The following is a 24,464-nucleotide window of genomic DNA, read 5'->3' on the forward strand; positions in this document are numbered from 1 at the left end:
GCCAGCCGAGCCACGAAGGGTCACCCCAGATCGACCCGGTTGACCGCCCACCCGGCCGCAATCAGCCTCCGCACCCGGCGACGTTCTGCCGGATGCCCGGGCGGGCCGGTCGGTGTTTTGGGTTGGGTTGTCCCCGAACAATTCTGGGGCGGCCTCGTCTGGCCGCCACGGAGCTGGCGGGCAAATGCTCCGGCGACCTCCCGAGTGCGATCAACCCGCACCCGCGTCCTCCCTTTGCCTCGCTTGCCGTTACGTGTCCACGCCGGCCGTCCGGCATCGGGGCCTTCTTTGACGATGTGGGTCGACCACTGACCAGGTTTGTCGCCGACCATCCGATTGTGTTTCGGACACGCCGCGGCCAGATCGATGATGTCGGTCAGGCCTCCGTCGACCCAATCCTGCTCGGCATGATGGGCTTCGGTCCGGGTGAACGGCTGGCTACAGCCCGGACACGTACAGACCGCGCCGTCGCGGGCCAGCAGCATCATCCGCTGGGCCTGGTTGGCCAGGCGGCGTCCCCGACCCAGGTACAACGGTTCAGCGGTGTGGTCGGCAAACACCGCCAGGTGCGGCTCGGCTTCGGCAGCCAACTCGATCACATCGGCGATCGGCAACAAAGCCCCACTGGCGGTGGTGCCGACCCCGGCGCGTTCGCGGAGCTCGGCCTCGGAGATGGTGATGATCAGATGCGGCGGCAACCCCCGATGCGACGTACCCAACAGGCCACCATCGGCGACCGCTTTGAGCAGGGCGTGCAGGGCATCGTGGTTGCGTTGCCCCGGGGTGCGGTGGTCATTCTCCGCAGCCTTCTTCAACACCTCGGGGTCGGCGTCGTCCTTGCTGCCCGTCGGCGAGGATTCGTCTGCCGGGTTGTTCATCCCGGGGGCCGCCCAGGCGTCGAGGACCACATCCAATAGCGCACGGGTGACCGGATCGAGCAGCCCTTCCAGGGTGCTCATCAACTGGGCATCGGGCTTGGACAGGTGCAGGCTCCGGCGCCGCGCCCGATCTTGATCGTCGGTCAGCGCACCGTCGGGATCGAGGTGGGCGAGCAGCCGCGCACCGAGCACAGTCAACTCCTTCGGCGTGTGCACCCGCGCGTAGTCAGCCATCAGATTCTCTGCCGCCGCACGCTGCTCGGCATCCACCTTCACGGGGAGTTTGTCCAACACTCCGATGACGGTGACCGCGTGCTCGACACCGATCGCCCCCTCGGCGTATGCGTCGGCCAGGGTCGGGCACTGCGGATCGAGTTTCTCCCCGGTGACCGAATGCAGGGCCAGCAGCGCCGCCATCTGCTTACGACGACGGCCGCTGTCGGTGATCCGCAGCCGGTCGGCCATGAAATCGGCCAGCGACCGATAGCCTTCCTCGGCGACGACGTTGCGGTCTGAACACTCCAAGATCCGCTGCAACCCGAAGTAGCTCATGCGTCGCGCGGAGCGTTCATGCACCTCGGCGACCGCCACGACCTCGTCATACGAGGCGGGAGTGGCATCGACCGCGGCGATCCGATCCAACAGGTCGTCGAGTTCGCGGTAGAGCCCGACGATCTCAACCTCACTAGCGGTGTCGCTGGTCATCGAGCCTCCTCCCCAAGTTACTCGAACTGATGTTCGAAAGTCTACCGTATGCGCTGGCCAGGGGCAAGTGTTCGGCGGTCGGGGTTGTTGGGCGGCCCCTCCGACCCGAGTAGATCCGGGGGCCGTGAGTAGCCACCCGACGACCATCCGCGTACAGCTCTACCCGCGCAAAACGCCGAGCCGCGACGCACTCTGCTAGTGCGTGTCTCCCAACTCCCTTTGCGCGAAAGGCCCCTACGATGTGCTGCTCAGGCAAAGATTTCGATGACGATGACCCCCGCGATCGAGCCTCCGAGGTCCCCGGCACACCACTCGACGACACACCTCAACCAGAGCCCGACCCTGACTCGGTGATCAGCCAGTTGAGTCCCCGTCTTCAGGAGGAGTTCAAGGCCCTCGGCGACCACCGCGACCGGATCGAAGCAGCACTGCACGACACCGCTTTCTCCGACCGCTTCATCGCCGACCCGCGTGCCGCGCTGGCCGAACTGAAGATCGAGGTGCCACCGATCCTCGCCCATCAGCTCAAGCGCTCCAAGGGGCTGGCCGACCTCGCCAAGGTCCGTCAGCCCATCACCTTCCTGCTTCCCAACGGCCAGCTGCTGACGACGACGCCACGCATTCGGATCACCGGTCTCACCGATCGCGGGACGGTGAACTGAAATGGCCGGGCAACTCACCCACGGCTACGACGTGGTGATGGAACTGTCCGAGCAGACCTACGAGGACATCCTGCGCGTCATCTTCGACACCGACGACTTTCTCCTCAACGCAATCCTCGGCCCGCTCGGCATTCCGGTCCCGCCCGGGATCGGCTTCGACGCGACCGTCTCCTTCGACCGCCCGCCGGGACTCCCCGCTGCAGCAACCGACCCCATCGACATCCGGGTCACCCTGGGCCCGGGCGGGTCGACCGGATCGCTGCGCATCGTCGCCGATGTGGTCACCGACCGGTTCTCGCCCACCGTCGAGGTGATCCGCCTCGATCTGGCAAACAAGTTGTGGCTCACCGAGATCAGTGTCGTCGGCATCAACCTGCCCGGCCTCAACGGCGCGTTCGCGAATCTGCTGCGCAGCAGCGTGCAATCGATCATCCTGCTCGCCCTGCCGGCCGACGCGGCCACCACCGATGGGCTCACCATCCGCGACGTCGACGCGCGCATCGTCGACGACACCTCGTCGGCGGATCGGGATGCGAGTGCACTGATGCTCACTTTCGGCGGCGGCACCGCCGGCGATCGCACCGCATTCACGCAGAGCTTCCTCACCGGCGACGGCGACGCGGGCCTGATGGCGTCGATGGACTGGATCTGCCGCAACATCAGCCCGGCCATCGACAAGGGGCTCGGCGATCACGGCGCCTTCCGTAACTGCCGCTTGGAGAAGAGCATCGACATGGGTGACGGCGTCAGCCTCACCCAACTGTCGGTCACCGCCGCCGACGGCCATCTCGATGTCAAAGCGGCGGTGACGAAATCGGGCTTCTGCTACACCGCGACGGGAACGGTGAGTGCCCGGGTCACGGTCAACGTCAGCGGCGGCGAACTCCACGTCGACCTCAAGGCCGACGACCCCGACCTCGACGTCGACATCCCGTTCCTCTGCTACCTCGCCGCCGCCGTGCTCGGCGCCCTCGGCGGCGCGCTGATCGGCGCGGTGTACGCCGTCATCGGCGGGATCCTGTTGCCGACGATCATCTACCTCGGTAAGGAGGTGCTCGAGGGCGCGGTCAACGGCGCTGCGGAAACGGTTGCCGGAGTATTGAATTCGAGCCTTCCCGCGGTCGACCTGACGGTCCCCGAGATCGCCGCCCCGGTGATCGACGTCGATTTCCAGTTTTCCGACGCGGCGATCGACGACATCGAGATCGCCGGCCACATGGCGCCGGTCGACACCGCACCGGTGCGGGTGGCCGGGCAGGCGACGATCCCCAACGGCCGGGTCCTCGATCTCGACAGCGGCCGCGTCGACACACGCGACCTTCCCAGTGCCGACCTCGGCGTCGTCGGGACCGGCAACGAACGACGACTCACCGCCGTGTGTGGTGCCGCGATGGCCCGCACCACCCTCGCCGGTATCGACGACATCTTCCGGGCGGCCGTGTACCCGTGGAACTACACGCTGGTCACCTCGTTCCCGCTGAGTGAGGCGGGCCTGGTGCTGCCGCTGTTCGGGTTCATCTCGCTGAACAAGGTCTACGGCTTCCGCACCAACGAAGGGCGATGGTCGGCCATCCAGGTGACCGACGCGTCGAACAGTTCGGTGACGGTCCGTTACGTCACGTGGGAGAAGCCGGAGCCGACGGTGCAGATCGCCGGCGCCTTCTCGTGTTCCAAGGCCCGGTTCGACCTCCTCGGCGCGATCGACGTCGACGCCGTCTTCGAGTCGTCCGGATTCCTGAGATCAGTACGCTCACTCGCTGAGCGAGGTCCGCTCCCTGAGCTTGTCCATTCGCTCCCTGAGCTTGTCCATTCGCTCCCTGAGCTTGTCCATTCGCTCCCTGAGCTTGTCGAAGGGTCGACGGCGCCGACGCTCCAGATCGCTCGATCGGCACCCAGCGCACTCGACGCGGCCGCGATGCAGAGGGTGAAGTTCACCAGCGCTGCCATCCTCACGCTCCCGACCGAGGCCCGCACTATCGGAACCTTCACCCGCACCCTCAGCATCAAGCGCGTACCGTTTGCCCGCTTCCGGGCCACCACCGCCGGTTTCGGCAGCGGGCTGCGGGCCCGCTGGGAGATCGACGGCATCGGCCTCGACGACACGGCCGGTTCGATCACCACACCGGGCGGCACGCCCGTGCACTACACGGCTTCCGGCACGAGCCTCGCCCTCGACGTCACGTCCTCGGTCGCCGTCGAGATGCGGGTGTCGGTGACCGTCGTCGACGACCAGACCCGAACTGCGTCCGCGCAACGCTGCGTGCGATTCGAACCAACCTGCACCCGGGTCATCCGGACGACGCCGACGTTCGAAGCCTTCCGGGGTCAGTACCTCAAGGAGTTCGGGATCGTCGCGACGCAGGGGGCGCCGGTGATCGGGTGACGCGCCGCTCAGCTCGCAGTGATCCCGGCCTTCGCCGCCAACAACCCCGCCTCACCCCGGTTCGACACCTGCAGCTTCTGCAGGATCGCGGCGACATGGAACTTGATCGTGCTCTCGCTGACACCCAACTCACCGGCGATCTGCTTGTTCCGCTGCCCCAATGCCAGATGCCCGAGAACCTCGAGTTCGCGCGGGTTCAGGGCGGAGATCAGGTCCTCGTCGGGCCGGGCGGTCGGCGTCGCGAGCGGGATGTACGCCACGACGCGGCTGCCCCATCGGGGCAGCGATTCCACCTCGAGCCGACCGTCGAGCGCGCGCAGCCGGCCCGAGAGCTGACGCTCCAGCGCGTCGCCGTCGAGTTCGCCGTCGCCCTGGTCGCGGATGTCGACCACGAGGTCGTCGCCGTGGCACTCCCAGGCGATCCGCAGGCGGGTCAGGCGCCGCTGGGTGCCGAACGCCAACGCCACCGCCCGCACGATCGCCCGCGCGGCATGCGCGATCTCACCGGGTAGCGACCTGTTCTCCCCCGTCGGTGCGACGTAGTCGACGTCGGCCGCCAGGTCTCGCAGGACCGGTTCGAGTTCGCCCTGCAACCGTGCGAAGGCGACGGTCATGGGTTCGGTCGCCAACCTGCGGTCGGTGTCCCCGACACCCCGCAGCGCGAGCAGCGCCGACGACGCGGCTTCGGCGGCGGAGGTCCGTGCGGTCCGATCGTCGAGGTCCCGCGCACGCAGCGTGCTCAGGATCGCGGTCAAGGTGTCTTCGTGCGTGTCGGTGAGCTGGGTGATCGTGCGTGCCCGCTCGCTCGACGCCGCCCGGGACTCGGCCAGGTAGTCGGGGCTGGCCTGCGTCACCTGCTGCTGGATGGACGTCGCGACGATGGCGAACCAGGCCCGCAGCATCGCCTCGGACACCCCCACCGACAATGCCGCCGTCCGGTTCGGACGGACCGCGGTACGCGGCATCACAACAAGCAGGGTGCCGGTCTCGTCGAGGACCGCCCGGATGGGACGACGGCCCCCGCCGATCACCGCGTCGGTCCGCGTCATCGTCGCCAGGTCTGTGTGCTCCTTGATCGCCTCGAGTTCGTCGATGGTCACCCGGTCGACGATCGACGGGTCACCGGCCACCTTCCGTGGCCGCCCGGTGCACTCGCGGGTGAAGATCACGAGCGCATCGTGCGGCCACATCGGGGTGAGGAAGCGGGAGAACCGCGCGGCGATCTCGGGCAGCGGGCCGTCGATCACCGCCCGGAACTCCTGCCACTGCCGGATGGCGGGATCGGCGACATCGGTTTCGACCATCCCGTCCGTCACCCTGCTGTCTCCCTCTCGCGCTCGGTGTGCCGCAGAGTTCGAGGGTACCGGCGCGCCAGAGTCCGGGTCAGTAGGTGATCAGCGGCTTGACGATGTGATCCTCCTTGTTCGCCATCATCTCGAACGCACGCTCGACGTCGTCGAAGGCGAATCGATGGGTGGTCATCGCGGTGGGGTCCACCTTGCCGGTCGCCATCAGGGTGAACAGTCGACGCATCCGGTCGCTACCTCCGGGGCACAGCCCGGTCCGGATGGTCTTGTCGCCCATGCCCAACCCGAACGCCACCAGGTCGAGTTGCAGCGGCGCCGGGTTCTCCCCGTGGTAGCCGATGTTGGACAGGGTGCCGCCGGCCTTGAGGCAGGCCAGAGCCGCCTCGAAGGTCTGCGGGAAACCCAATGCTTCGATCGCGGCGTCGGCGCCGACCCCGCCGGTGAGATCCATGATCTGTTCGACCGGGTCGCCGTCTTTGAAGTTCACGACGTCGTCGGCGCCGTACCGCTTCGACAGCTCGACGCGTTCCGGAATCGATTCCACGGTGATGATCCGTCCCGCACCGAGCAGTTTCGCGCCGATCGTCGCGCACAGTCCCACCGCACCCTGCGCGAACACCACGACGGTGTCACCCACGGTGATCTGGGCGTGCTCGGCGCCCATGATCCCCGTACTGAGCATGTCGCAGGCGTAGACCGCGGCATCGTCGGCCAGATCGTCGGGGATGGGTGCGAGGTTGGCACGCGCGGCCGGCACCAGGAAGTACTCGGCCATGTTGCCGTCGACCTGCGCGGTGTACTTGTAGCCGCCGAGTAAACCACCGCACTGACTGGTGAATCCTCTTTGACAGTAGGAACATTCGTAGCAGGGAGTGACGGCGTTGACCGCGACCCGTTGCCCCTCGGTGAATCCGGTGACCTCGGAGCCGAGTGCGGCGATCACCCCCACCGACTCGTGCCCGAGGGTGCGTCCGTTGTCCACCGGCAGTGCACCTTTGACGGTGTGCACGTCCGAGGTGCAGATCAGCGACGCCGTCGTCTTGACCAGCGCCTCGTTGGGACCCGGTGTGGGAATCGGCTTTTCGATGACGGCGGTCTTGCCGACCTCCAGCATGGTGAAGGTCTTCATGAGTTGGGACATCTGTGAATTCCTTGAGTGATGATGCGATGCAGAAGATTTCAGCCGAGAGCGTCGTAGAACGCGGTCTCGAGTTCCATGTACTTGGTGAACGACGTCGGGTCGCCGAACGGCAGGATCTGGGTGGCCCAGTACCCGCCGTACCCGTTCTCCCGGTCGATCCAGTAGAAGAGGTTCGCCAGCCCCGCCCAGCCCAGCGCACCGGCCGGTCGCCCGGTGGGTGCCTTCTCGTTGTTGATCATGAACGGCAACGACCACGACTTCGACTGTCCTGGAAAGAATTCCGCATCGTTCGACAAGGTGGGGATCACGCCGGGCAGCATCGTGACCGGAAGATCGCCGAGGTGATTGCGCACCGCCATCGCGACAGTGTCGGCCTGCAGCACCCGCCCGTGCTCGCCGTCACCGTCGTTCAGCCACATCCGGATGAACTTCATGTACTCGCCGACGGTTCCGTACAGTCCGTGCCCACCCATGTCGACCTCGGGCGGCGAGGGCAACTCGAAATCCGTTGGCGTCAGCGAGTCGTCGGCTTCACGCTGGTGCATGCCGGCCAGCCGTGACCGGAAGTCGGGCCGCAACTCGAAACTCATGTCCTCGATGCCCAGGGGCGCGAAGATCCGTTGGGCGAACACGTCGCCGAGACGTGTGCCCGCGATGTTCTCCACGACCTGACCCACCCAGTCGATGTTGCTGCCGTACTCCCATTTCTCGCCCGGATCAAACAGCAGGGGCGTCGTCAGAGCCGCCTTGGTCGCGGTGATCACGCTCGGCTGCCCGCGCTCCTCGGCGAGCCGGTTGTACTTCTCGTCGAAGAAGTCGTACCCGAATCCGGCTGAGTGCGTGAGCAATTGACGAGTGGTGACCTGAGTCTTCGGCGGCCTGAGTTTGGGCTCGCCGGAGTCGTCGAACCCGTCGAGGACCTGGAGCTCGCCGATGTCGGGTGCGTAGTCGCGCGCCGGCGCGTCGAGGTCTAGTTGACCGGATTCGACGAGCTGGAGCGCCGCGGTCGCGGTGAACGCCTTGGTGGTGGAGAACAGCGCGAACACGTCGTCGGTCGTCATGGGGGTGTCGCCGTCGGTGCGGCGGACGCCGGAGGCGCCTTCGTAGACGTTGCCCCGACGGTCGGTCACCATGGCGACGACACCGGGCACCCGCGCGGGCCCCTCGGTCGCCGAGGCCAATACCTGATCGGCCGCCGAGGTGAACCCGCTGACATCGATGGCAGGAGTTGTGCTGGTCATTGAACAGTCCTTTCCGCGACTGTGGTGAGGCCCAGAATTCTCATGAGAGCGCGAAACCCTTGTAACCGGCCGCAGCGGCCTCCAGTGTCGCGGCACGATAGGCGCCCACTCCGCCAACATACGACAGGACGCGCCGCGGTTTCCCCGGAACGTTCGAGCCGACGTACCAGGAGTTCGTCTTGGAGATGAGGTTGGCGTCGGCGAGTTCGTCGTGGTGAGCGACCCACGCCGCTTCGCCTTCCTCGGTGGGTTCGATGACGCTCTTGTCGTTGGCGCGCAGGTAGCGGATGGCCTCGTTGATCCACTCCGTCTGCTGCTGCAGGCAGGTTGTCATGTTGCACAGGGCCGCCGACGGCGCGAGCGGCACCGCGGTGGTCAACATGTTGGGGTACCCGTGCACCATCAGCCCCATGGTGCTGCGGATGTCGGTGAACCAATCCTCCTTCAACGAGCGGCCACCGCGACCGCGGATGTCGATGCGGGTCAGTGCACCGGTGCCGGCGTCGAACCCGGTTGCCATGATGATCACGTCGAGTTCGTGCAGCGTGCCGTCCTGCAGCACGATGCCCTCGGGGGCGATGCGCACGATCGGGTTGTCCTTCACCGAGACCGGCGTGACGTTGTCGCGGTGGTAGACCTCGAGGTAGTCGGTCTCCAGCGGCACCCGGTGTGTACCGAACCCGTAGTCGTTCGGGATGAGCAGGTCGCACAGTTCCGGATCGCCGAGGCGGGCGCGCATCTTGCTGCGCACGAACTCCGACACCTCTTCGCTGACCTGTTCGTCGGAGAAGATCTCCGCGAACGACGCCAGCCACAGCTTGAGCGAGCCGTCGTCGTAGATCTCCTCGAGCCGCACCTGCCGCTCGTCAGGGGTCAGGTCGTCCCAGGCCACGGTGAAGTCGTACTCGAAGCCGGTGAAGGTGTTGGGCAGCGTCTGCTGGAACTCCGCGAACCGTGACTTGTAGTGCTCGACGTCGGCCGGTCCGTAGCTCGGGTTCTTCATCGGCAGCGCGTACTGCGGTGTCCGGATGAACACGGTCAGTTCGCCCACCTCGTCGGCGATCGTCTGGATCACCTGGATGCCGGTGGCGCCGTTACCGATCACCCCGACACGTTTGCCGGCGAGGTCGACACCGTCGTGCGGCCAGCGTGCGGTGTGGAAGATGTTCCCCGCAAAATCGGCCTGACCGGGAAAGAGCTCGTTCATCGGCGCCGACAGCATGCCGCAGCAGGTGATCAGGAACTGGGTGTCGATGGTCTCGCCGTCGGTGGTGGTGACGGTCCAGCGGTTGGTCTCCTCGTCGAACACCGCCCGCTCGATGGTGGTGTCGAACTGGATGTCCCGGCGCAGGTCCAGGGAGTCGGCGACATAGTTGAGCCATTGTTCGATCTCCGGTTGCCCGGGGAACCGTTGGCTCCAGCTCCAGCCCGTGTAGAGGTCCTCGTCGAACAGGTACTGATAGATGTACGCCTCCGAGTCGAACTTCGCGCCCGGGTAGCGATTCCAGTACCAGGTTCCGCCGACGCCGGATGCGGTGTCGTACGCACGGACGTCGAGCCCCTGTTCCCGCAGCTGATGCAGCTGGTAGAGGCCGGCCACGCCGGCTCCGATGACGACTGCGTCGAGTGATCTGTCTGCCATGTTCGTGCCTTTCGGTGTGTGATTGCGGTCACGTGGCAAACATTGTTGGTGCTGTCCCAGAGGCTCACGCCGTCCGAAATTGGGACAGTCGACCTGACCGTTCGGGTGGTGTCCGAGGGGTCAGCGGCCTGGATAATCGACTGTGTCCCACCTCACATGTACTGGAGAGGAACGCCGTCGACGATGTCCGACCTGCGTGAGCATCAACTCCGTATCGCCGCAGCTCGCGCCGACTTTCTGGAGTACGGCCCGGCCGGCGCGGCCGGAGTCGGCACCGTCGTGGCCGCGTCGTGGGCGCGGAGCCAGTCGGCCGGTGTCGACGCGGACCGGTACCGCGTCTTCTACCACGAGGACATCGACTTCGATTCCCGGTTGGCGCGATGCTCACGCCCGGTGATCGAGCGGCTGACCAACGACATGTCCGACGTCCCGGTGACCATCGCACTGACGGATTCGCACGCCCGGATCATCGACCGCCGCGACTGCTCGACGGCCGTGGGACGTGTCCTCGACCGCGTCGACTTCCAGCGCGGGTTCTCCTTCGAGGAGAGCGGCTGCGGCACCAACGGGGTGGGCACCGCGTTCGAGGTCGGCGCGCCGGTGAGCGTGGTCGGATCCGAGCACTTCAACCAGACGTTGATCCAGTTCGCCTGCACGGGCGCCCGGATCTTCGATCCCCTCACCGGGCGCGCCGCCGGTGTGCTCGACGTGAGCATGCTCGCCGACAGCTGGACGACGCTCATCGAGGCATTGGTACGGTCCGCGGCCGCCGACATCAGCCGCAACCTGCTCCTCGATCGCAGTCAGGCAAAACGCGCGCTCTTCGAGACCTACCTGCGTGCCGACGCCCGGCCCCGGCAATCGGTGATGGCCATCGGCGACACCATGATGGTCAATGAGCATGCCCGCGAACTGCTCTCGCCCGACGAACAGAACGCCATCGCGCAGTACGCGCAGTTCCTGATGACCAAACAGGACCGTGGCGTGCACACGGTGACGCTCGAGACCGGCCGCGCGATCCGCATGCGCACGAGCCGCATCACATGCGGCGATGACGCGGTGGGCATGGTGGTGCTGCTCGACGAGCTACACCCGGATATGGCGTCGAACGGCCGCCCGGCCCTCGCGGCAGCGGGCCGTTCCGCCGTCGGAGGCACGTCGGCGTCGCAGGTGCATACCCACGCCTGGATGACCGCCATGGCCGAGACCACCGAGGCGCTGGCCGCGGAGTCGGCGGTCGTGGTGCTCGGCGAACCCGGGTCCGGACGGCTGTCGCTGATCGCCGACGCCTTTCGCGAGCTGCACGGTTCGGCCCCCGTGGTGATCGTCGATGCCGTGCGCGTCGAACGGGGCGAGCAGATGACGATGCCCGGCCCGCTGACCGAGCGGCCGGCGCTCGTCGTGATCCGGCATATCGACCAGGTCGGCCCGGGGACACACGCGGAGATCGCCGCGATCATCATGCGGGCGACCGAGGCGGGCCATCACGTCGCTGCCACGGCCGCGCCGATCGACGGTGACGTCGTCGGCCCCTTTGCCGGCCTGCTCGACCTCTTCGGGTGTTCGGTCACCGTCCCCCCGCTGCGCATGCGGGGTGCGGACATCCCTCACATCACCGACCGCATCATGAAAAGTCTGTCCCCACAACGACAAACCCGGGTCAGCCCGGAGGCGATGCGCGTCGTCGGCTCGTATTCGTGGCCCGGCAACATCAGCCAGTTGCGGACCGCGCTGGAGACCGCCATGCGGCGCCGTCCGGTCGGTGAGATCCAGGTGGCGGACCTGCCGGGTTTCTGCCGCAGCAGCAGTGCTCGCACGTTGACGCCACTCGAGGTCACCGAACGCGATGCGATCATCGACGCCCTCGACGAGTGCGGCGGCAATCGGATGCGGGCAGCGACCGCTCTCGGCATCGCCCGCAGTTCCCTCTACCGCAAGCTGCACACGTACGGGATCTCCGGGATCTGAGCGCCTACTGCCCGAGCGCCTTGAGCAGCTCCGCCTTGTTCATGGTCGAATAGCCCTTGACGCCCTTGGCTTTTGCCTCGTCCTTGAGTTGGGCGACGGTGGGTCCGCGGCGGGTCGACTTCTTGGCCGTGGCCCTGGGTGTGGCGGTCACCGATGTCGGTTTGTCGGCGGCGGGCCAGTTCGCGACGGCCTTCTTGGCGGGCGATTCGGACGGTGTTCTCGTCACGGCGGGGACGGGCTTCGCCGCGGTGGCGGCCTTCGCTGCCGCGGCCTTCGGCGGGGACTTCGGTGCCGGCGGGCGTGGCGCCTCGGCGCGTGGGAGTACCGGCTTGGCCGGCTCGACAGCTCGCGGGACCGGCTTGTCGTTCGCCTGCGTCGGCGTCGGGGTTTCCTCGGGCGTCGGCTCCGGGCCGCTCCCGCTCGTGCCGGTGACCTTCTCCGCCGACTTCTTCTTGGCCTTCCCGACGAACTTCAGCAGCTCCTCGCGCGCCGACGCGGCGTCACGTTCGGCTCGCTTGATGCGTTTGCGCAACTGCTTGTCGACGTTCGCGAGCTCGGCGGTCAAATTCTCGATCTGCGCCTCGAGCTGACCGATCAATTTGTTCTTCTTGGCCATTGCCGGCTCCGTTCGTCGTGAGCACTTGGATAACCAGCGTAGTCAGAGACACCACCTCGATCGGTCACCAACACGACCGATCGGGCATTCCGCCCGACACCGCCCGTCGACCGTGCGCCCTTCCCCGTCGACCGTGCGCCCTTTCCCGTCGAGTGGGCGCACCTCCCCGTCGACCGGCGCTCCTCCCCGTCGAGTGGGCGCCCACCGCCGCCTCACACCTTGGCCGCGACCTCGGCCTCGTACTTCTTGGTCATGTGTTCGACCGCCTCCATCTGTTTGGCGGCGTGACCTTCACGGACCTCGCGGGCGCGGGTGGCGGCGTCGAGCAACGGTTGCGCCTGTCCCTGGAAGTGCGGCATCACCTCTTGGGCGAAGAGTTCCGCCGACCGTCGGCTGTTCTCCGGGTTCGCCCAGTCGTGGCCCATCAGCAGCATGCAGCCGAAGCCACCGGACTGGTCCCAGAGGCGCTGCACCTGGGCGCGCGCCTGCTCCGGAGTACCGATCACCCCGATGCCCGCTTCCCTGATGTAGTCGATCATCTCCGACAGCCTGCTGCCGGACACCGCCATCTGCGGGAACGCGGCGACGTGCTGGAAGTAGTCGAACCATGCCTCGATGCCGTATTCCACTTGCTTGACGGCCTCGGCCTCGGTCTCCGCGATATGGAACGGGCCGACGAGCCGCCACTGTGATCGATCGACGGTGGTGTTGTTCGCCGCGGCCCGTTCCTCCATCACGTTCCAGTGGTGGGCGAGCGCGTCGAAACCGTCCGCCGACAGTGTCGCGCCGATCGACAGGAGTCCGAGACCGTGCGAGCCGGCGAGCCGAGGCCCGGTGGGTGAGGCGACCGCGGCCAGCGCGATCTCGATGCCCTCGGCCGAATACGGTGCCAGCTGCAGTCGGGCATCGATCAGCTCGTGGGTGCGGGTCTTGGCGCTCACGGTCTCGCCGCGCAGCAGCCGCACGACGATATCGAGGTTCTCCGACAACAACTCCCGTGTGTCGGTCGGGTCCAGCCCGATCATCGACGAGTCGGTCGGCAACGAGCCCGGCCCGATACCGAAGATCGTCCGTCCGTGGGTCAGGTGGTCGAGCTGCATGATCCGGTCGGCGGCCCACAGCGGATTGTGGTAGCTCAACGACGTCACGCCGGTGCCGAACTGAATCCGTCGAGCGCGCTGCGCGGCGGCGGCGATCATGATCTCCGGGGACGCGATGATCTCGCTGCCGGCCGAGTGATGCTCGCCGTACCAGACCTCGTCGAAACCGAGCGTGTCGAGATGCTCGGCCATCGCGAGATCGCGCTCGAGATTCGCGGTCGGGTTGGTACCGGCGACGTGGAACGGGGCCAGAAAGTAGCCGAAGCGAAGCCTGCTCATCGTGGAAGTCTCCTTGGATCGCGATCAATCGACCCGTGCCAACCGAACACGGGACATCTCCACCGTAGACATGATGTGATCGGTGCCACAGTGCACGAAAGTGGACTGTCTCGCCGGACGGGGAGCGACAGAGAGGTCCGAACCATTGGGTGCCACACCGACATTGGCTGCACACGACCAGACGCCGCTGCCGACCACGGAATATGACCGCGTGCTCGCCGTCGTCGACGACTGCCGTGCCGCGACCACCCTCGACGACTTCAAGCACACCCTGATGAACGCCTTGCACGACCACTTCGGATTCCCGAATACGACATTCCTGTCGGGTCCGACATTTCACTCGGCGTTCTACGACCCCGCCGCGGTCACCACCGGACGCACCTCGGCGCACATCGACGAGTACGCGGCAAAGTGGTACACGACGGACGTCTTCGCGACCGCGAGTGCTGTTGCCGCCTTCCGCCGTTCGCCGGCGATCTCGCACACCGACCTGACCGGCGTGCCCACGTCGGCCGTCCACTACGTGGAGCAGTTCCTGTATCGGCACCGCATGCGCAGCGCCGCGGCCATGCATCTGCAGCTCGCGCACGGATGCCACGCGATGGTCGGCATCTTCGACTTCGAGGGCCGGGAGGTGCAGCCCGTGCACCTGGCGGCGTTGCGGCGGCTGGCACCCGAACTGTCGGCGATCGCGCAGACGCTACCGGGCAGTCCCCGTCCCGGGTGGCGTGACCGGCTCACGCCGCGACAGCGGGAGTTGGCCGAGTTGCTCGCCGACGGCTACACCAACGACGAGATCGCCACTGTCCTGTCGCTGGGACCGGACACCGTGAAGAAGTACGTCAGCCGCATCCTCGCCCTCACCCGGGTCCGCAATCGTGCCGAGTTCGTGAAGCTCGTGTGCACGGAAACCGCTGTGCCCGCCCGCGCCTGAGTCGTCGTGGTTCTTCGGGTCGGGCGGTCGGTGTTCCGCGTCGGTCACTTGCCGCCCGGCGTGAATCGAGCCGTTCAACCCTGGGCCGCACTCAGCCGGGCAACAAGCCCATCCGACGCGCCGTGATCACGGCCTCCAGTCGGGTCGACGCGCCCAGTTTCCCCATCGCGTTCTTCATATAGCCCTTGACCGTGTACACACCGAGACCCAGTTCATCGGCGATGCGCGCGTTGCTGCGCCCGAGCGCGACGAGTGCCAGCACATCTTCTTCGCGTCGAGTCAAGGCCACCGGCGGCGCAATCGTGTCTCTGCCGTCGAGGAGCAGATCGGTGATCCGTTCGATCTCCGCTGCGAGTCCGGTATCGCTCACCGTCCGCTCCAGCATGCGCAGTTGCCCGTAGGCCTGCGTCAGCCGGTCGCGCAGTTCCTCCGCATCCGGCAGCCCGGTCACCGACAGGCGCGCCGCGACGATCTGCTGCTCCAACGCGCGGGCCTCCGCGCCCAGGACGTCGAACGTGCGTGCACCGATCGGGTCGTCTGAGTGCAGCGCACCGTAGAGCACCGCGACCGGTTCACGGTCGACGATCACCGGCACCGCGGCCATCGCCCGTAACCCCTCCGAGGCGATGATCGTGTTGTAGCGGTGGGTGATTCGAGGCGTGCGCAGGTAGTCGTCGACCGCGACGGGCCGATGGACCGAGATGACCTTGCCGCCCAGCCCGTGTCCGGCGTCCACGGTGACCCCGGCCAGGGCACCGCGGGTGTTGCCCACGAAATGCTCGAGCCGGACGGTCTGCAGTTCGCGCCGCGCGGCCGGTTGCACCATCCCGGCGAAGGCCAGGGACACACCGCTGGCACTCCGGACCCGGCGCAAGGCGTCGACAACGTGAGTGGTCTCCGTCATCGCGCCTCCTGCGATCCGCCCCCTCATCGGAGGGTGTTCTGCACGCCGGGTGACGTGGAGAATGTGACTCAGCTTACCGAGGACGGCCTGGTTCGGCCCTGTCCGTGTCCAGATGGAGGTGGTCCGCCGTGACCCAGACCGTTCCGACTCCCGTTTCACCGTCCGTCGCGGCGCACCTCGACGAGTGGCTCGCGACCTACGGCGCCGCCGAGGCCGACGCCGCCGACCTGCTCGTCGATCGGCACGATCCGGCAGCGGTCGCATTCACCACCATCGACGTCGAGGCCGGAGGCCTGGTCACCACGGACGTCACCTACGGCGAGCTCGCCGAACAGTCCAAGCGATTCGCGACGGCCCTCGCCGGGCTGGGTGTCGGCCGCGGCGACACCGTCGGCGTGCTGATGGGCAAACGCACCGAGCTGGTGGTCGCGCTGCTGGCGATCGCCCGGCTCGGCGCCACCTACATCCCGTTGTTCACCGCGTTCGCGCCGCCGGCGATAGAGATGAGGGTGACCGCGGGCAACGCGCGCGTCGTCGTCACCGAACCCAGCCAGGCCGAGAAGCTCGCCGGACTCGATGTCACCACCGTCGTCGCAGGAGAACAGTTCGACGAACTCGTCGCCTCGAGCGAACCGATCGCCGAGTCGGTCGCCGTCGGCGGCGACGGCGCGCTCATCCTGCTCTTCACCAGCGGCACCACGGGCGCACCCAAGGGGGTACCCGTTCCGGTGAGGGCACTGGCATCGTTCTGCTGCTACATGCACTACGGTCTCGACGTCGCCCCCGACGACGTGTTCTGGAACGCCGCCGACCCCGGATGGGCGTACGGCCTCTACTACGGTGTCCTCGGTCCGCTCGCGATGGGTCGTCGAAACCTGTTGCTACACGCCGGTTTCACCCCCGAGGTGACCGCGCAGGTACTGCGTGAGCTGGGTGTCACGAACTTCGCGGCCGCGCCGACGGTCTACCGCTCGCTGTCCAAGGACCCCTCGTTCAGCGGGTTCAGTCTGCGGCGCGCGTCGTCGGCCGGCGAACCGCTCACCCCGGACGTGATCGAGTGGGCGCGCGACGCCCTGCACACCGAGGTGCGCGACCACTACGGGCAGACCGAGCACGGCATGTTCATCAACAACCACTGGCATCCCGACGTCGCCGAACCGCTGGTGCCCGGCTCGATGGGCAAGCCGATGCCGGGGTTCGCCGCGGGCATCGTCGACGGCCAGATCGCCATCGACGTCGCCCGCAGTCCGCTCATGTGGTTCGCCGGATACCTGGACGCGCCCGAGAAGACGGCGGCCCGCTTCACCGAGGACAAGGCCTGGTACCTCACCGGCGACACCGGTCGGATGGACGACGAGGGCCGGTTCTTCTTCACCGCCCGCGACGACGACGTGATCATCATGGCCGGCTACCGCATCGGCCCGTTCGACGTGGAGAGCGTGCTGATCACCCACCCGGCAGTCATCGACGTCGCCGTCGTCGGCCGGCCCGACCAGTTGCGCGGCGAGGTGCTCGAGGCGTTCGTGGTGCTCGCCGACGGGGTGGACGGCACCGACGCGCTCGAAACCGAGTTGCAGCAGCTGGTCAAGACCGGTTTCGCCGCCCACGCCTATCCGCGGACGGTGCACTTCGTCGACGCCCTGCCCAAGACGCCGAGCGGCAAGATCCAGCGGTTCATCCTGCGCAAGCCCTCCGCCGAGTGAGCCCGGCCGCTCGCTGAGTGCAGCGAGCCCGACGCTGGTCGAAACGAGCACCCAAGACCGGACAACAGCAGCCAGAACACAATCCGGACCGAAACTGTCCGCAATCCTCCGTAGCGTGGTCATCACCAGCGAGACGACCCCCAGCGAGAGGAGCCACCCATGGCCGGCACGTACACCCCCGTCACCCTGACGGTCGAGGTCACCAGCGAACGCGAGGACCTGCTGACGCTGTTGACCGATCAGCGCGCGATGTTCCTCGTCCCGATGCGAGGCATCACCGAGGAGCAGGCACGCCTGAAGACCACGGTCAGCGATCTGACCCTCGGCGGCCTCCTCAAGCACGTCACGATGGTCACGCAGAGCATCGCCGACGAGATCCGCGAGAGGGACGAGAACGCGGTGGTCGACGTCGAGGCACTCGGCGACGCCTACGCGCTCGCCGACGACGAGACGGTCGCCGGGTGGCTGACCGCCTACGAGCAGGCCGGCGCCGCCATCGACCACCTCGTCGCCGACGCCGAGTCGCTCGACGACCTCGTTCCGCAGGCCACCGCCCCGTGGCAACCGGAACGGCAGTGGTGGCCGATCCGCAAGATGATCCTTCACCTCCTCCGCGAGACCGCCCATCACTCCGGGCACGCGGACATCCTCCGTGAGGCCCTCGACGGGCAGACCACGATGGCCGCACTGTACGACGGTCCGACCGGGTAACCCAGGCGCGTACGCTTTGCGTGAACCTGTTCCAGTTCTGCCGCGTTCGCCGTAGTCTCGATTCCCATGACGGGGAACGACGACATCTATGACGTGATCATCATCGGGGCGGGACTGTCGGGCATCGACGCGGCGTATCGACTGCGCGAGGAAAACCCCGCGCTCCGATACCTCGTCCTGGAGCGCCGTGAACGGATCGGCGGCACCTGGGACCTGTTCCGCTACCCCGGAATTCGTTCGGACAGTGACATTTTCACACTCAGCTTCCCGTTCGAACCCTGGCGCCGACCGGAAGCCATGGCGCAGGGCGGCGACATCCGCGACTACGTGGAGGCCACCGCCCGCAAACACGGCATCTACGAACACATCCGTTTCGGACACAAGGTCCAGACGACCGATTGGGATTCGGCCACCGACACCTGGACGCTCGCCGCCGAGGTCGACGGCCGGTCGCAGACCTACCGCACCCGATTCGTCTACTTCGCGACCGGCTACTACAACTACGACGAGCCCTACCTGCCCCACTTCGCGGGCATCGACGACTTCGCCGGGACCGTGGTCCATCCGCAACACTGGCCGGAAGATCTCGATTGCACCGGCAAGCGGGTCGTGGTCATCGGGAGCGGCGCCACCGCGATCAGCCTCATCCCCGCGCTCGCCGATCAGGCCGGGCATCTGACCATGCTGCAACGGTCGCCGTCGTACATCGCGTCCATGTCACAGCGTCAGCTGATCAATCCGCTCCTTCGAAAAGTGCTGCCCACCAAGGTTGCCCACCACGTGATCCGCAGCCGATACGCCGCGCAGACCGCCGCAATCGTGCACGGTACCCATCGATTCCCGACCATCGGACGCAAGCTGCTGAGATCGGGCGTCGCCAAGGAGCTCCCCGACGACTACCCCATCGACGTGCACTTCAACCCGACCTACAACCCGTGGGACCAACGCATGTGCATGGTGCCCGACGCCGACCTGTTCGTCGACATCCGTGAGGGCCGCGTCGAGATGGTCACCGACCACATCGACCACTTCGACGAGACCGGGATCCGCCTGCGTTCGGGCCGCCACGTCGACGCCGACGTCGTCGTCACCGCGACCGGACTCAATCTTCTTGCGTTCGGGGACATCAGGATTCGCATCGACGATGCCGAGGTCAAGCCCGGCGACCGGTTCATGTTCAAGAGCCATCTGCTCGAGGACGTCCCGAACCTCGCCTGGTCGGTGGGGTACACCAATGCGTCGTGGACGCTGCGCGCCGACATGACGGCCCGTTCGGTGGCAAAGCTGTTGAGCTACATGGATGCCCACGCCTACACCCATGCCTATCCGCACCTCGGGGAGACGTCGATGGCGGGCACGCCGCTGTGGGATCTCCAGGCCGGCTACGTCGAACGTTCACCCGACGCGCTGCCGAAGTCGGGGACCTCCGGACCATGGAAGGTCCGCCACAACTACTACCGCGATGCCATCGCGCACTACCGCGACGACATCGAGGAGTCCATGGTGTTCGGCCGTGCGCCCACCCGCATCTGACGCCACCATCACATCGAAGTGAGGAGCCCCCACCCATGTCCACCGTCACCCCAGCCGAAACATCACATCCGGTCGTCAGCACCACAGGCGGGCGGGTCGAAGGCCGGACCGTCGAGCACGGGGTCCTGCGGTTCGCCGGTATCCCCTACGCGGCAGCCCCTTTCGGCGCCAACCGGATGCAACCGCCGCAGCCCGCCCCGCCGTGGAACGGCGTCCGCGACGCCACCGAGTTCGGTCCCACCGTCCCGAAGGGCGACTACCCGCCCGCCTACGCCCGCATCCTGCACGAGGTGACGATCCCCGGAGACGAGTGCCTCAACGTCAGTGTCTGGACGCCCGACACGTCCGGATCACTGCCGGTACTGGTGTGGATTCACGGCGGATCGTTCATGAACGGCTCCAACTCGGTAGAGGCATACGACGGCACCGCTTTCGCCCGGGACGGCGTCGTCCTGGTGTCGGTCAACTACCGCCTCGGGGCCGACGGCTTCCTGTTCCTCGACGACGGCATCGCCAACATCGGATTGCAGGATCAGGTCGCCGCGCTGCGCTGGGTACGCGACAACGTCGCCGCATTCGGGGGTGACCCCGCCCGGGTGACGGTGGCCGGCGAGTCGGCGGGCGCCATGAGCGTCAGTACCCTGCTCGCCATGCCGGCAGCGAAAGGCCTTTTTGCCCAGGCGATCACGCAATCCGGCGCGACCGCCCACACGCTTGCCCCGGAGATCGCGACAGCGGTGGGGCAGCGCCTCGCCGAGGTGTTGGGTGTCGAACCCGACCGCGCTGCGATCATGGCGTTGCCGATCGAGCAGGTGGTCCGCGCGGGCGCCGCTCTGGTCACCGAGGTGCAATCGGGCGCCGATCCCGCCAAGTGGGGCTCACTTGCCCTCACCCTCTTGCCTTTTGCTCCGGTTCTCGATGAGTCCACGCTCCCCGTCGATCCGCTCGAGGCCATCGGTGATGGAGCCAGCGACGACATCCCCGTGCTGACCGGTTCCACCCGCGACGAATCCCGATTGTTCCTCGTCGCGCCCGGCGCGATCGATCACGTCGACGATACGATGCTGGTGGCCGGGGCCGGCATGTACGGGCTGTCCGAGGACGGCGTGAACGTCTACCGCGCGAATCGGCCGCAGGGCAGCCCCGGCGACGTGATGGCCGCGCTGGTCACCGACTGGTTCTTCGGCATCCCCGCACTGCGAGTCGCCGAGACACGGGTGAACCGTGGCAGAGCAGCCACATTCGTGTACCGGTTCGACCTCCTCTCCCCCGCCGACAACGATCGCCTCGGCAGTGCGCACGCGACAGAGATCCCGTTCGTCTTCGACACCGCGCATCTGCCGGCGTCCGCCGGACTCGTCGGCCCGAATCCGTCGCAAGCCGCGGCCGACACCATCCACCGCGTCTGGGTCGACTTCGTCACCACCGGCGATCCGGGCTGGAACGCCTACGACCTGACCGACCGCACCGTGGGCATCCTGACCGAAACCGTCACTGCCACAAGCGACCCCGATGGTGACGAGCGGCGCCTCTGGGAGGGAATCCGCTGATCGGTCACTGATCGATCCGGAATACCCTGCTGTGCCAACCGGTGGCGCCGTCGGGGATCGGCGCCACCCGACGTTCGGGCTGGGTGGATCCTGTACTGTCGGTGGCGCGACAGTACAGGGTGTGTTGCCCCGGCGTCGCATCCCATGTCCAGAACCACTGTCGCCACGTGTCTTTCGAGTATTCGGTCGCCAATGTCGCTGGTTCCCAGGCCCCGTTGTCGACCCGCACCTCCACACCACCGATACCGCGATGCTGCGCCCAGGCGGTGCCCGCGACGACGATTCGGCCCGGCCGATGCCGCGACAGCGGCGCGGGCCGGTCGATCCGAGACGCCGTCTTGATCGGCGCCCGCACACCCCATCCGCGTTTGGTCCAATACGCCTGGGCGCGATCGAATCTCGTGATCTCCCAGTCGACGACCCATTTGCACGCGGACACGAATCCGTACAGTCCGGGCACCACTTGCCGCACCGGATAACCGTGTTCGAGCGGTAGCGGTTGACCGTTCATGCCGATCGCGAGCAGGGCGTCGCGGCCGTCGGTGACCGTCGAGATGGGTGTGCCCGACGTCCACCCGTCGACGCTGGTGGCGAGCAGCATGTCGGCGTCGGCGTGCACCCCGACGCGCGAGAGGACCTCGCTCATCGGCACGCCCAGCCAGCGCGCGGTGCTCGCCAGATCGCCACCCACCTCGTTGGACACGCACGTGAGTGTGATGATGCGTTCGATCGCGGGCATCGAGAGCAGGTCCTCCCAGTGGAGTGTGATCTCGCGGTCGACCATCCCGTGAATACGTAACCGCCAGTCCCGCGGGCTCAGTTGAGGTACCTGCAGCGCGGTGTCGATACGGTAGAAGTCCGCATTGCTCGTCACGAATGGCGTTGCGCCATCAAGCTTCACGTCGACCCCGGACGGAATCGCGCGGGCGGCCGACCGGGGGCTCGGCAAGGCGAGGCGCATCCGCTCGGCAATCACGCCGCCGGCCCGGCCGATCTGTCGGACCGCACCGGCACCGACGGCCGTCACCACCGCACACACGGCCACCCCACCGATGAACCGGCGGCGTGACATTGCGTGCCGAGCCTGCGCCTCACCGGATCCGGTTTCCGCCACCGTCGGTGGGCACGGCACGACGAGGATCGCGGCCGCCACCACGCCCGAGACCAGAGGCGGCACCAGATAGGTCCAATGCACCGTCGGGCGCGAGATCTCGGCCACCACCGCGAACGCGACGAACCCCCCGATCACGACCAGTCCCAGAGGACGACGACGCGACTCGAGCACGCCGGCACCGGCTGCCAGCACGATCATCACCGCGCCGACACCGATCATCAAGGCGGCCTTGTCACTGGTCCCGAACCGGTCGATGGCGAACTCACGGGCCGCGGCCGGCGCGTGGTCCACCAGAAACGCCGCGACGGCGTGATAGGGCGACGCGAACGGCGAGACGGCGAGTGCCGCAAGTTCACCCGCCACCACGCCGGCGGTCACCGCCACCATTCCGGCCAGCGCACCCCGAACGTCGTCCTCGAAACGTGTGTACATGGCGATCTCCTCCCACACCGACGCGCCAGAGCACCGCGCACCGGTCGTTGTCCGGAGCACTCTCGTGGGGCATTCGCGGGAGATCGCCTAGCGGATGGCGGATCCGAGGACAAAAACTCCGACCCATCCGGAAATCCGTTGTCTGCGAATGCCTCTTGAGACCTGCCAGGTGGTGGGTTCATCACCGACAGATTGGATGATCATGGCTCTCAACCGAATGCAGCGCGCCCTGATGGCGGCGTCCGGAGCGATTCTCGCCGTGGGAGTGGTCGCGGGATGTTCGTCTGACGACACCTCGTCGTCGGGCGGCACCACGAGCATGGCGCCGATGTCCGGCATGACGTCGGGGTCGATGGCCACGAGCATGATGCCCAGCACCAGCATGGCCACGCCGGCGAGCGGACTGGTCGGACCGGGTTGCGCCGCATACGCCCAGGCCAACCCGACGGGCCCGGCGTCGGTCGATGGCATGGCCACCGCACCGGTCGCGACCGCGGCTGCCGCCAACCCGATGCTCAAGACGCTGACCGCGGCTGTCTCCGGGCAGCTCAACCCTCAGGTGAATCTCGTGGACACGCTCAACAACGGGCAGTACACGGTGTTCGCGCCGACCGACGACGCGTTCGCCAAGCTCCCACCGGCGACGATCGACCAACTCAAGACCGACAAGGATCTGTTGACGAAAATCCTGACCTACCATGTTGTTTCGGGCCAGATTCCGCCTGCGGACATTGCCGGTGAGCACAAGACCCTGGAGGGTCAGAACGTGACCGTCACCGGGTCGGGCCAGGACTGGAAGGTCAACGACGCCGGCGTTGTCTGCGGTGGCATCAAGACCGCCAACGCAACCGTCTACCTCATCGACACGGTGCTGATGCCGCCCGCGATGTAGCCGCTCCCACCGCGGGCGCCCCACTCGCCGGGTGGGGCGCCCGCGCCGACCGTCCCCCGGCCCCGCCCCGTCGACTGGGCGCCCGTCCCCGTCGACTGGGCACCCGTCCCCGTCGACTGGGCGCCCGTGTCCGTCGACTGGGCGCCCTTCCGCGTCGACAGTGCACACCTCAGCCAACCTCCCACCATGCACGGCGTCGAGTGGCCACAGTCCTCCGACCCACTCGACGACGATCGACGCCCACTCGACGCAAGGTGGGCTCAGCCGACGCCGTCGAGAACTCTTGACGCATCACAGCGCATGCCCTACTGTGGCTCCAATCACGAATTGAAACGTTTCAAACACGACGATTCATGTGAAACATTCCGCCACAGAAGGAGCACCCGACATGACCGACACCCAGCGAGTGTGCTTCCTGCTGCAGATCAAGCCCGAGCGTGTCGACGACTACCTCGAGGCCCACACCGAGGTCTGGCCCGAGATGCTCGACGCCTTGCGCGAGACCGGCTGGCGTAACTACTCGCTGTTCCTGCGTCCCGACGACGGTCTCGTCGTCGGCTACCTGGAGACCGACGATTTCGAGCGCGCCACCACCGCGATGTCCGCGACCGCGATCAACGAGAAGTGGCAGGCGCAGATGGCCGAATACTTCCAGTCCGCGGTGGACACCGACTCGAACCCGGACAACATCCGAAACCAGCTCGTCGAGTACTTCCATCTCGAGTGAGGAAGGTGGCCCCATCACCCACGCACCCCTTGACCCCGCACC

Annotated in this window: 19 protein-coding genes; 10 read left to right on the forward strand and 9 right to left on the reverse strand. The window is 67.0% G+C overall.

The features are described 5' to 3' along the window. Positions 1–20: 20 nt before the first annotated feature. Entirely contained in the window at positions 21–1,583 is a 1,563-nt protein-coding gene (locus ACWDTI_RS13045) for a DUF222 domain-containing protein (RefSeq protein ID WP_449738512.1), read from the reverse strand. Between the two features lie 350 nt (positions 1,584–1,933). Between ACWDTI_RS13045 and ACWDTI_RS13050 the strand changes: the two genes are divergently transcribed. Together ACWDTI_RS13050 and ACWDTI_RS13055 are read left to right on the forward strand one after the other, a co-directional pair. Next, complete coding sequence (locus ACWDTI_RS13050) at positions 1,934–2,245, forward strand: hypothetical protein (protein ID WP_449738513.1); 312 nt, start codon at positions 1,934–1,936, stop codon at positions 2,243–2,245. Position 2,246: 1 nt separating this feature from the next. Beyond that, entirely contained in the window at positions 2,247–4,628 is a 2,382-nt protein-coding gene (locus ACWDTI_RS13055; RefSeq protein ID WP_449738514.1) for a hypothetical protein, read from the forward strand. Between the two features lie 8 nt (positions 4,629–4,636). On the opposite strand, the gene ACWDTI_RS13060 is transcribed toward ACWDTI_RS13055, so the two are convergent. The 4 genes from ACWDTI_RS13060 to ACWDTI_RS13075 all read right to left on the reverse strand — a co-directional run bounded on the left by ACWDTI_RS13060 (position 4,637) and on the right by ACWDTI_RS13075 (position 9,959). Next, on the reverse strand, positions 4,637–5,932 hold the full coding sequence (locus tag ACWDTI_RS13060) for a LuxR C-terminal-related transcriptional regulator (protein WP_449738515.1): 1,296 nt from the start codon (positions 5,930–5,932) through the stop codon (positions 4,637–4,639). Between the two features lie 79 nt (positions 5,933–6,011). Continuing rightward, entirely contained in the window at positions 6,012–7,076 is a 1,065-nt protein-coding gene (locus ACWDTI_RS13065; protein WP_449738516.1) for an NAD(P)-dependent alcohol dehydrogenase, read from the reverse strand. A gap of 38 nt (positions 7,077–7,114) precedes the next feature. Continuing rightward, entirely contained in the window at positions 7,115–8,317 is a 1,203-nt protein-coding gene (locus ACWDTI_RS13070) for a serine hydrolase domain-containing protein (RefSeq protein ID WP_449738517.1), read from the reverse strand. 40 nt (positions 8,318–8,357) lie between these two features. Further along, positions 8,358–9,959, reverse strand: coding sequence for a flavin-containing monooxygenase (locus ACWDTI_RS13075; protein WP_449738518.1), 1,602 nt, complete (start codon positions 9,957–9,959; stop codon positions 8,358–8,360). A 183-nt stretch (positions 9,960–10,142) separates the two neighbouring features. On the opposite strand from ACWDTI_RS13075, the gene ACWDTI_RS13080 reads away from it, so the two are divergent. Continuing rightward, positions 10,143–11,927: a sigma-54-dependent Fis family transcriptional regulator gene (locus ACWDTI_RS13080; protein WP_449738519.1), complete on the forward strand. Its 1,785-nt coding sequence runs from the start codon at positions 10,143–10,145 to the stop codon at positions 11,925–11,927. Positions 11,928–11,931: 4 nt separating this feature from the next. Here the strand turns inward: ACWDTI_RS13080 and ACWDTI_RS13085 are convergent, their stop codons facing one another. Together ACWDTI_RS13085 and ACWDTI_RS13090 are read right to left on the reverse strand one after the other, a co-directional pair. Beyond that, complete coding sequence (locus ACWDTI_RS13085; protein ID WP_449738520.1) at positions 11,932–12,543, reverse strand: Rho termination factor N-terminal domain-containing protein; 612 nt, start codon at positions 12,541–12,543, stop codon at positions 11,932–11,934. 212 nt (positions 12,544–12,755) lie between these two features. Further along, positions 12,756–13,922: an LLM class flavin-dependent oxidoreductase gene (locus tag ACWDTI_RS13090; protein WP_449738521.1), complete on the reverse strand. Its 1,167-nt coding sequence runs from the start codon at positions 13,920–13,922 to the stop codon at positions 12,756–12,758. Between the two features lie 145 nt (positions 13,923–14,067). Here ACWDTI_RS13090 and ACWDTI_RS13095 point away from each other — a divergent pair, with 145 nt between their 5' ends. Beyond that, positions 14,068–14,856: a helix-turn-helix transcriptional regulator gene (locus ACWDTI_RS13095; protein ID WP_449738522.1), complete on the forward strand. Its 789-nt coding sequence runs from the start codon at positions 14,068–14,070 to the stop codon at positions 14,854–14,856. Positions 14,857–14,947: 91 nt separating this feature from the next. On the opposite strand, the gene ACWDTI_RS13100 is transcribed toward ACWDTI_RS13095, so the two are convergent. Continuing rightward, complete coding sequence (locus ACWDTI_RS13100) at positions 14,948–15,760, reverse strand: LuxR C-terminal-related transcriptional regulator (protein WP_449738523.1); 813 nt, start codon at positions 15,758–15,760, stop codon at positions 14,948–14,950. Positions 15,761–15,888: 128 nt separating this feature from the next. Between ACWDTI_RS13100 and ACWDTI_RS13105 the strand changes: the two genes are divergently transcribed. The 4 genes from ACWDTI_RS13105 (at position 15,889) to ACWDTI_RS13120 (ending at position 21,257) form a co-directional block, all read left to right on the forward strand. Further along, complete coding sequence (locus ACWDTI_RS13105) at positions 15,889–17,463, forward strand: AMP-binding protein (RefSeq protein ID WP_449738524.1); 1,575 nt, start codon at positions 15,889–15,891, stop codon at positions 17,461–17,463. Between the two features lie 159 nt (positions 17,464–17,622). Then, positions 17,623–18,174 (forward strand): mycothiol transferase, encoded by a 552-nt coding sequence (locus ACWDTI_RS13110; protein WP_449738525.1) that lies wholly within the window; start codon positions 17,623–17,625, stop codon positions 18,172–18,174. A 66-nt stretch (positions 18,175–18,240) separates the two neighbouring features. Beyond that, on the forward strand, positions 18,241–19,707 hold the full coding sequence (locus ACWDTI_RS13115; RefSeq protein ID WP_449738526.1) for a flavin-containing monooxygenase: 1,467 nt from the start codon (positions 18,241–18,243) through the stop codon (positions 19,705–19,707). A gap of 35 nt (positions 19,708–19,742) precedes the next feature. Further along, positions 19,743–21,257: a carboxylesterase/lipase family protein gene (locus ACWDTI_RS13120; RefSeq protein WP_449738527.1), complete on the forward strand. Its 1,515-nt coding sequence runs from the start codon at positions 19,743–19,745 to the stop codon at positions 21,255–21,257. Between the two features lie 4 nt (positions 21,258–21,261). Here the strand turns inward: ACWDTI_RS13120 and ACWDTI_RS13125 are convergent, their stop codons facing one another. Beyond that, the gene (locus ACWDTI_RS13125; protein ID WP_449738528.1) at positions 21,262–22,803 is read right to left on the reverse strand and encodes a molybdopterin-dependent oxidoreductase; all 1,542 of its coding nucleotides are present in this window, start codon (positions 22,801–22,803) and stop codon (positions 21,262–21,264) included. Positions 22,804–23,005: 202 nt separating this feature from the next. On the opposite strand from ACWDTI_RS13125, the gene ACWDTI_RS13130 reads away from it, so the two are divergent. After that, positions 23,006–23,695 (forward strand): fasciclin domain-containing protein, encoded by a 690-nt coding sequence (locus tag ACWDTI_RS13130; RefSeq protein ID WP_449738529.1) that lies wholly within the window; start codon positions 23,006–23,008, stop codon positions 23,693–23,695. Positions 23,696–24,083: 388 nt separating this feature from the next. Beyond that, complete coding sequence (locus ACWDTI_RS13135; RefSeq protein WP_449738530.1) at positions 24,084–24,422, forward strand: L-rhamnose mutarotase; 339 nt, start codon at positions 24,084–24,086, stop codon at positions 24,420–24,422. Positions 24,423–24,464 lie beyond the last annotated feature (42 nt).

Source organism: Gordonia sp. NPDC003424, from assembly GCF_053588655.1.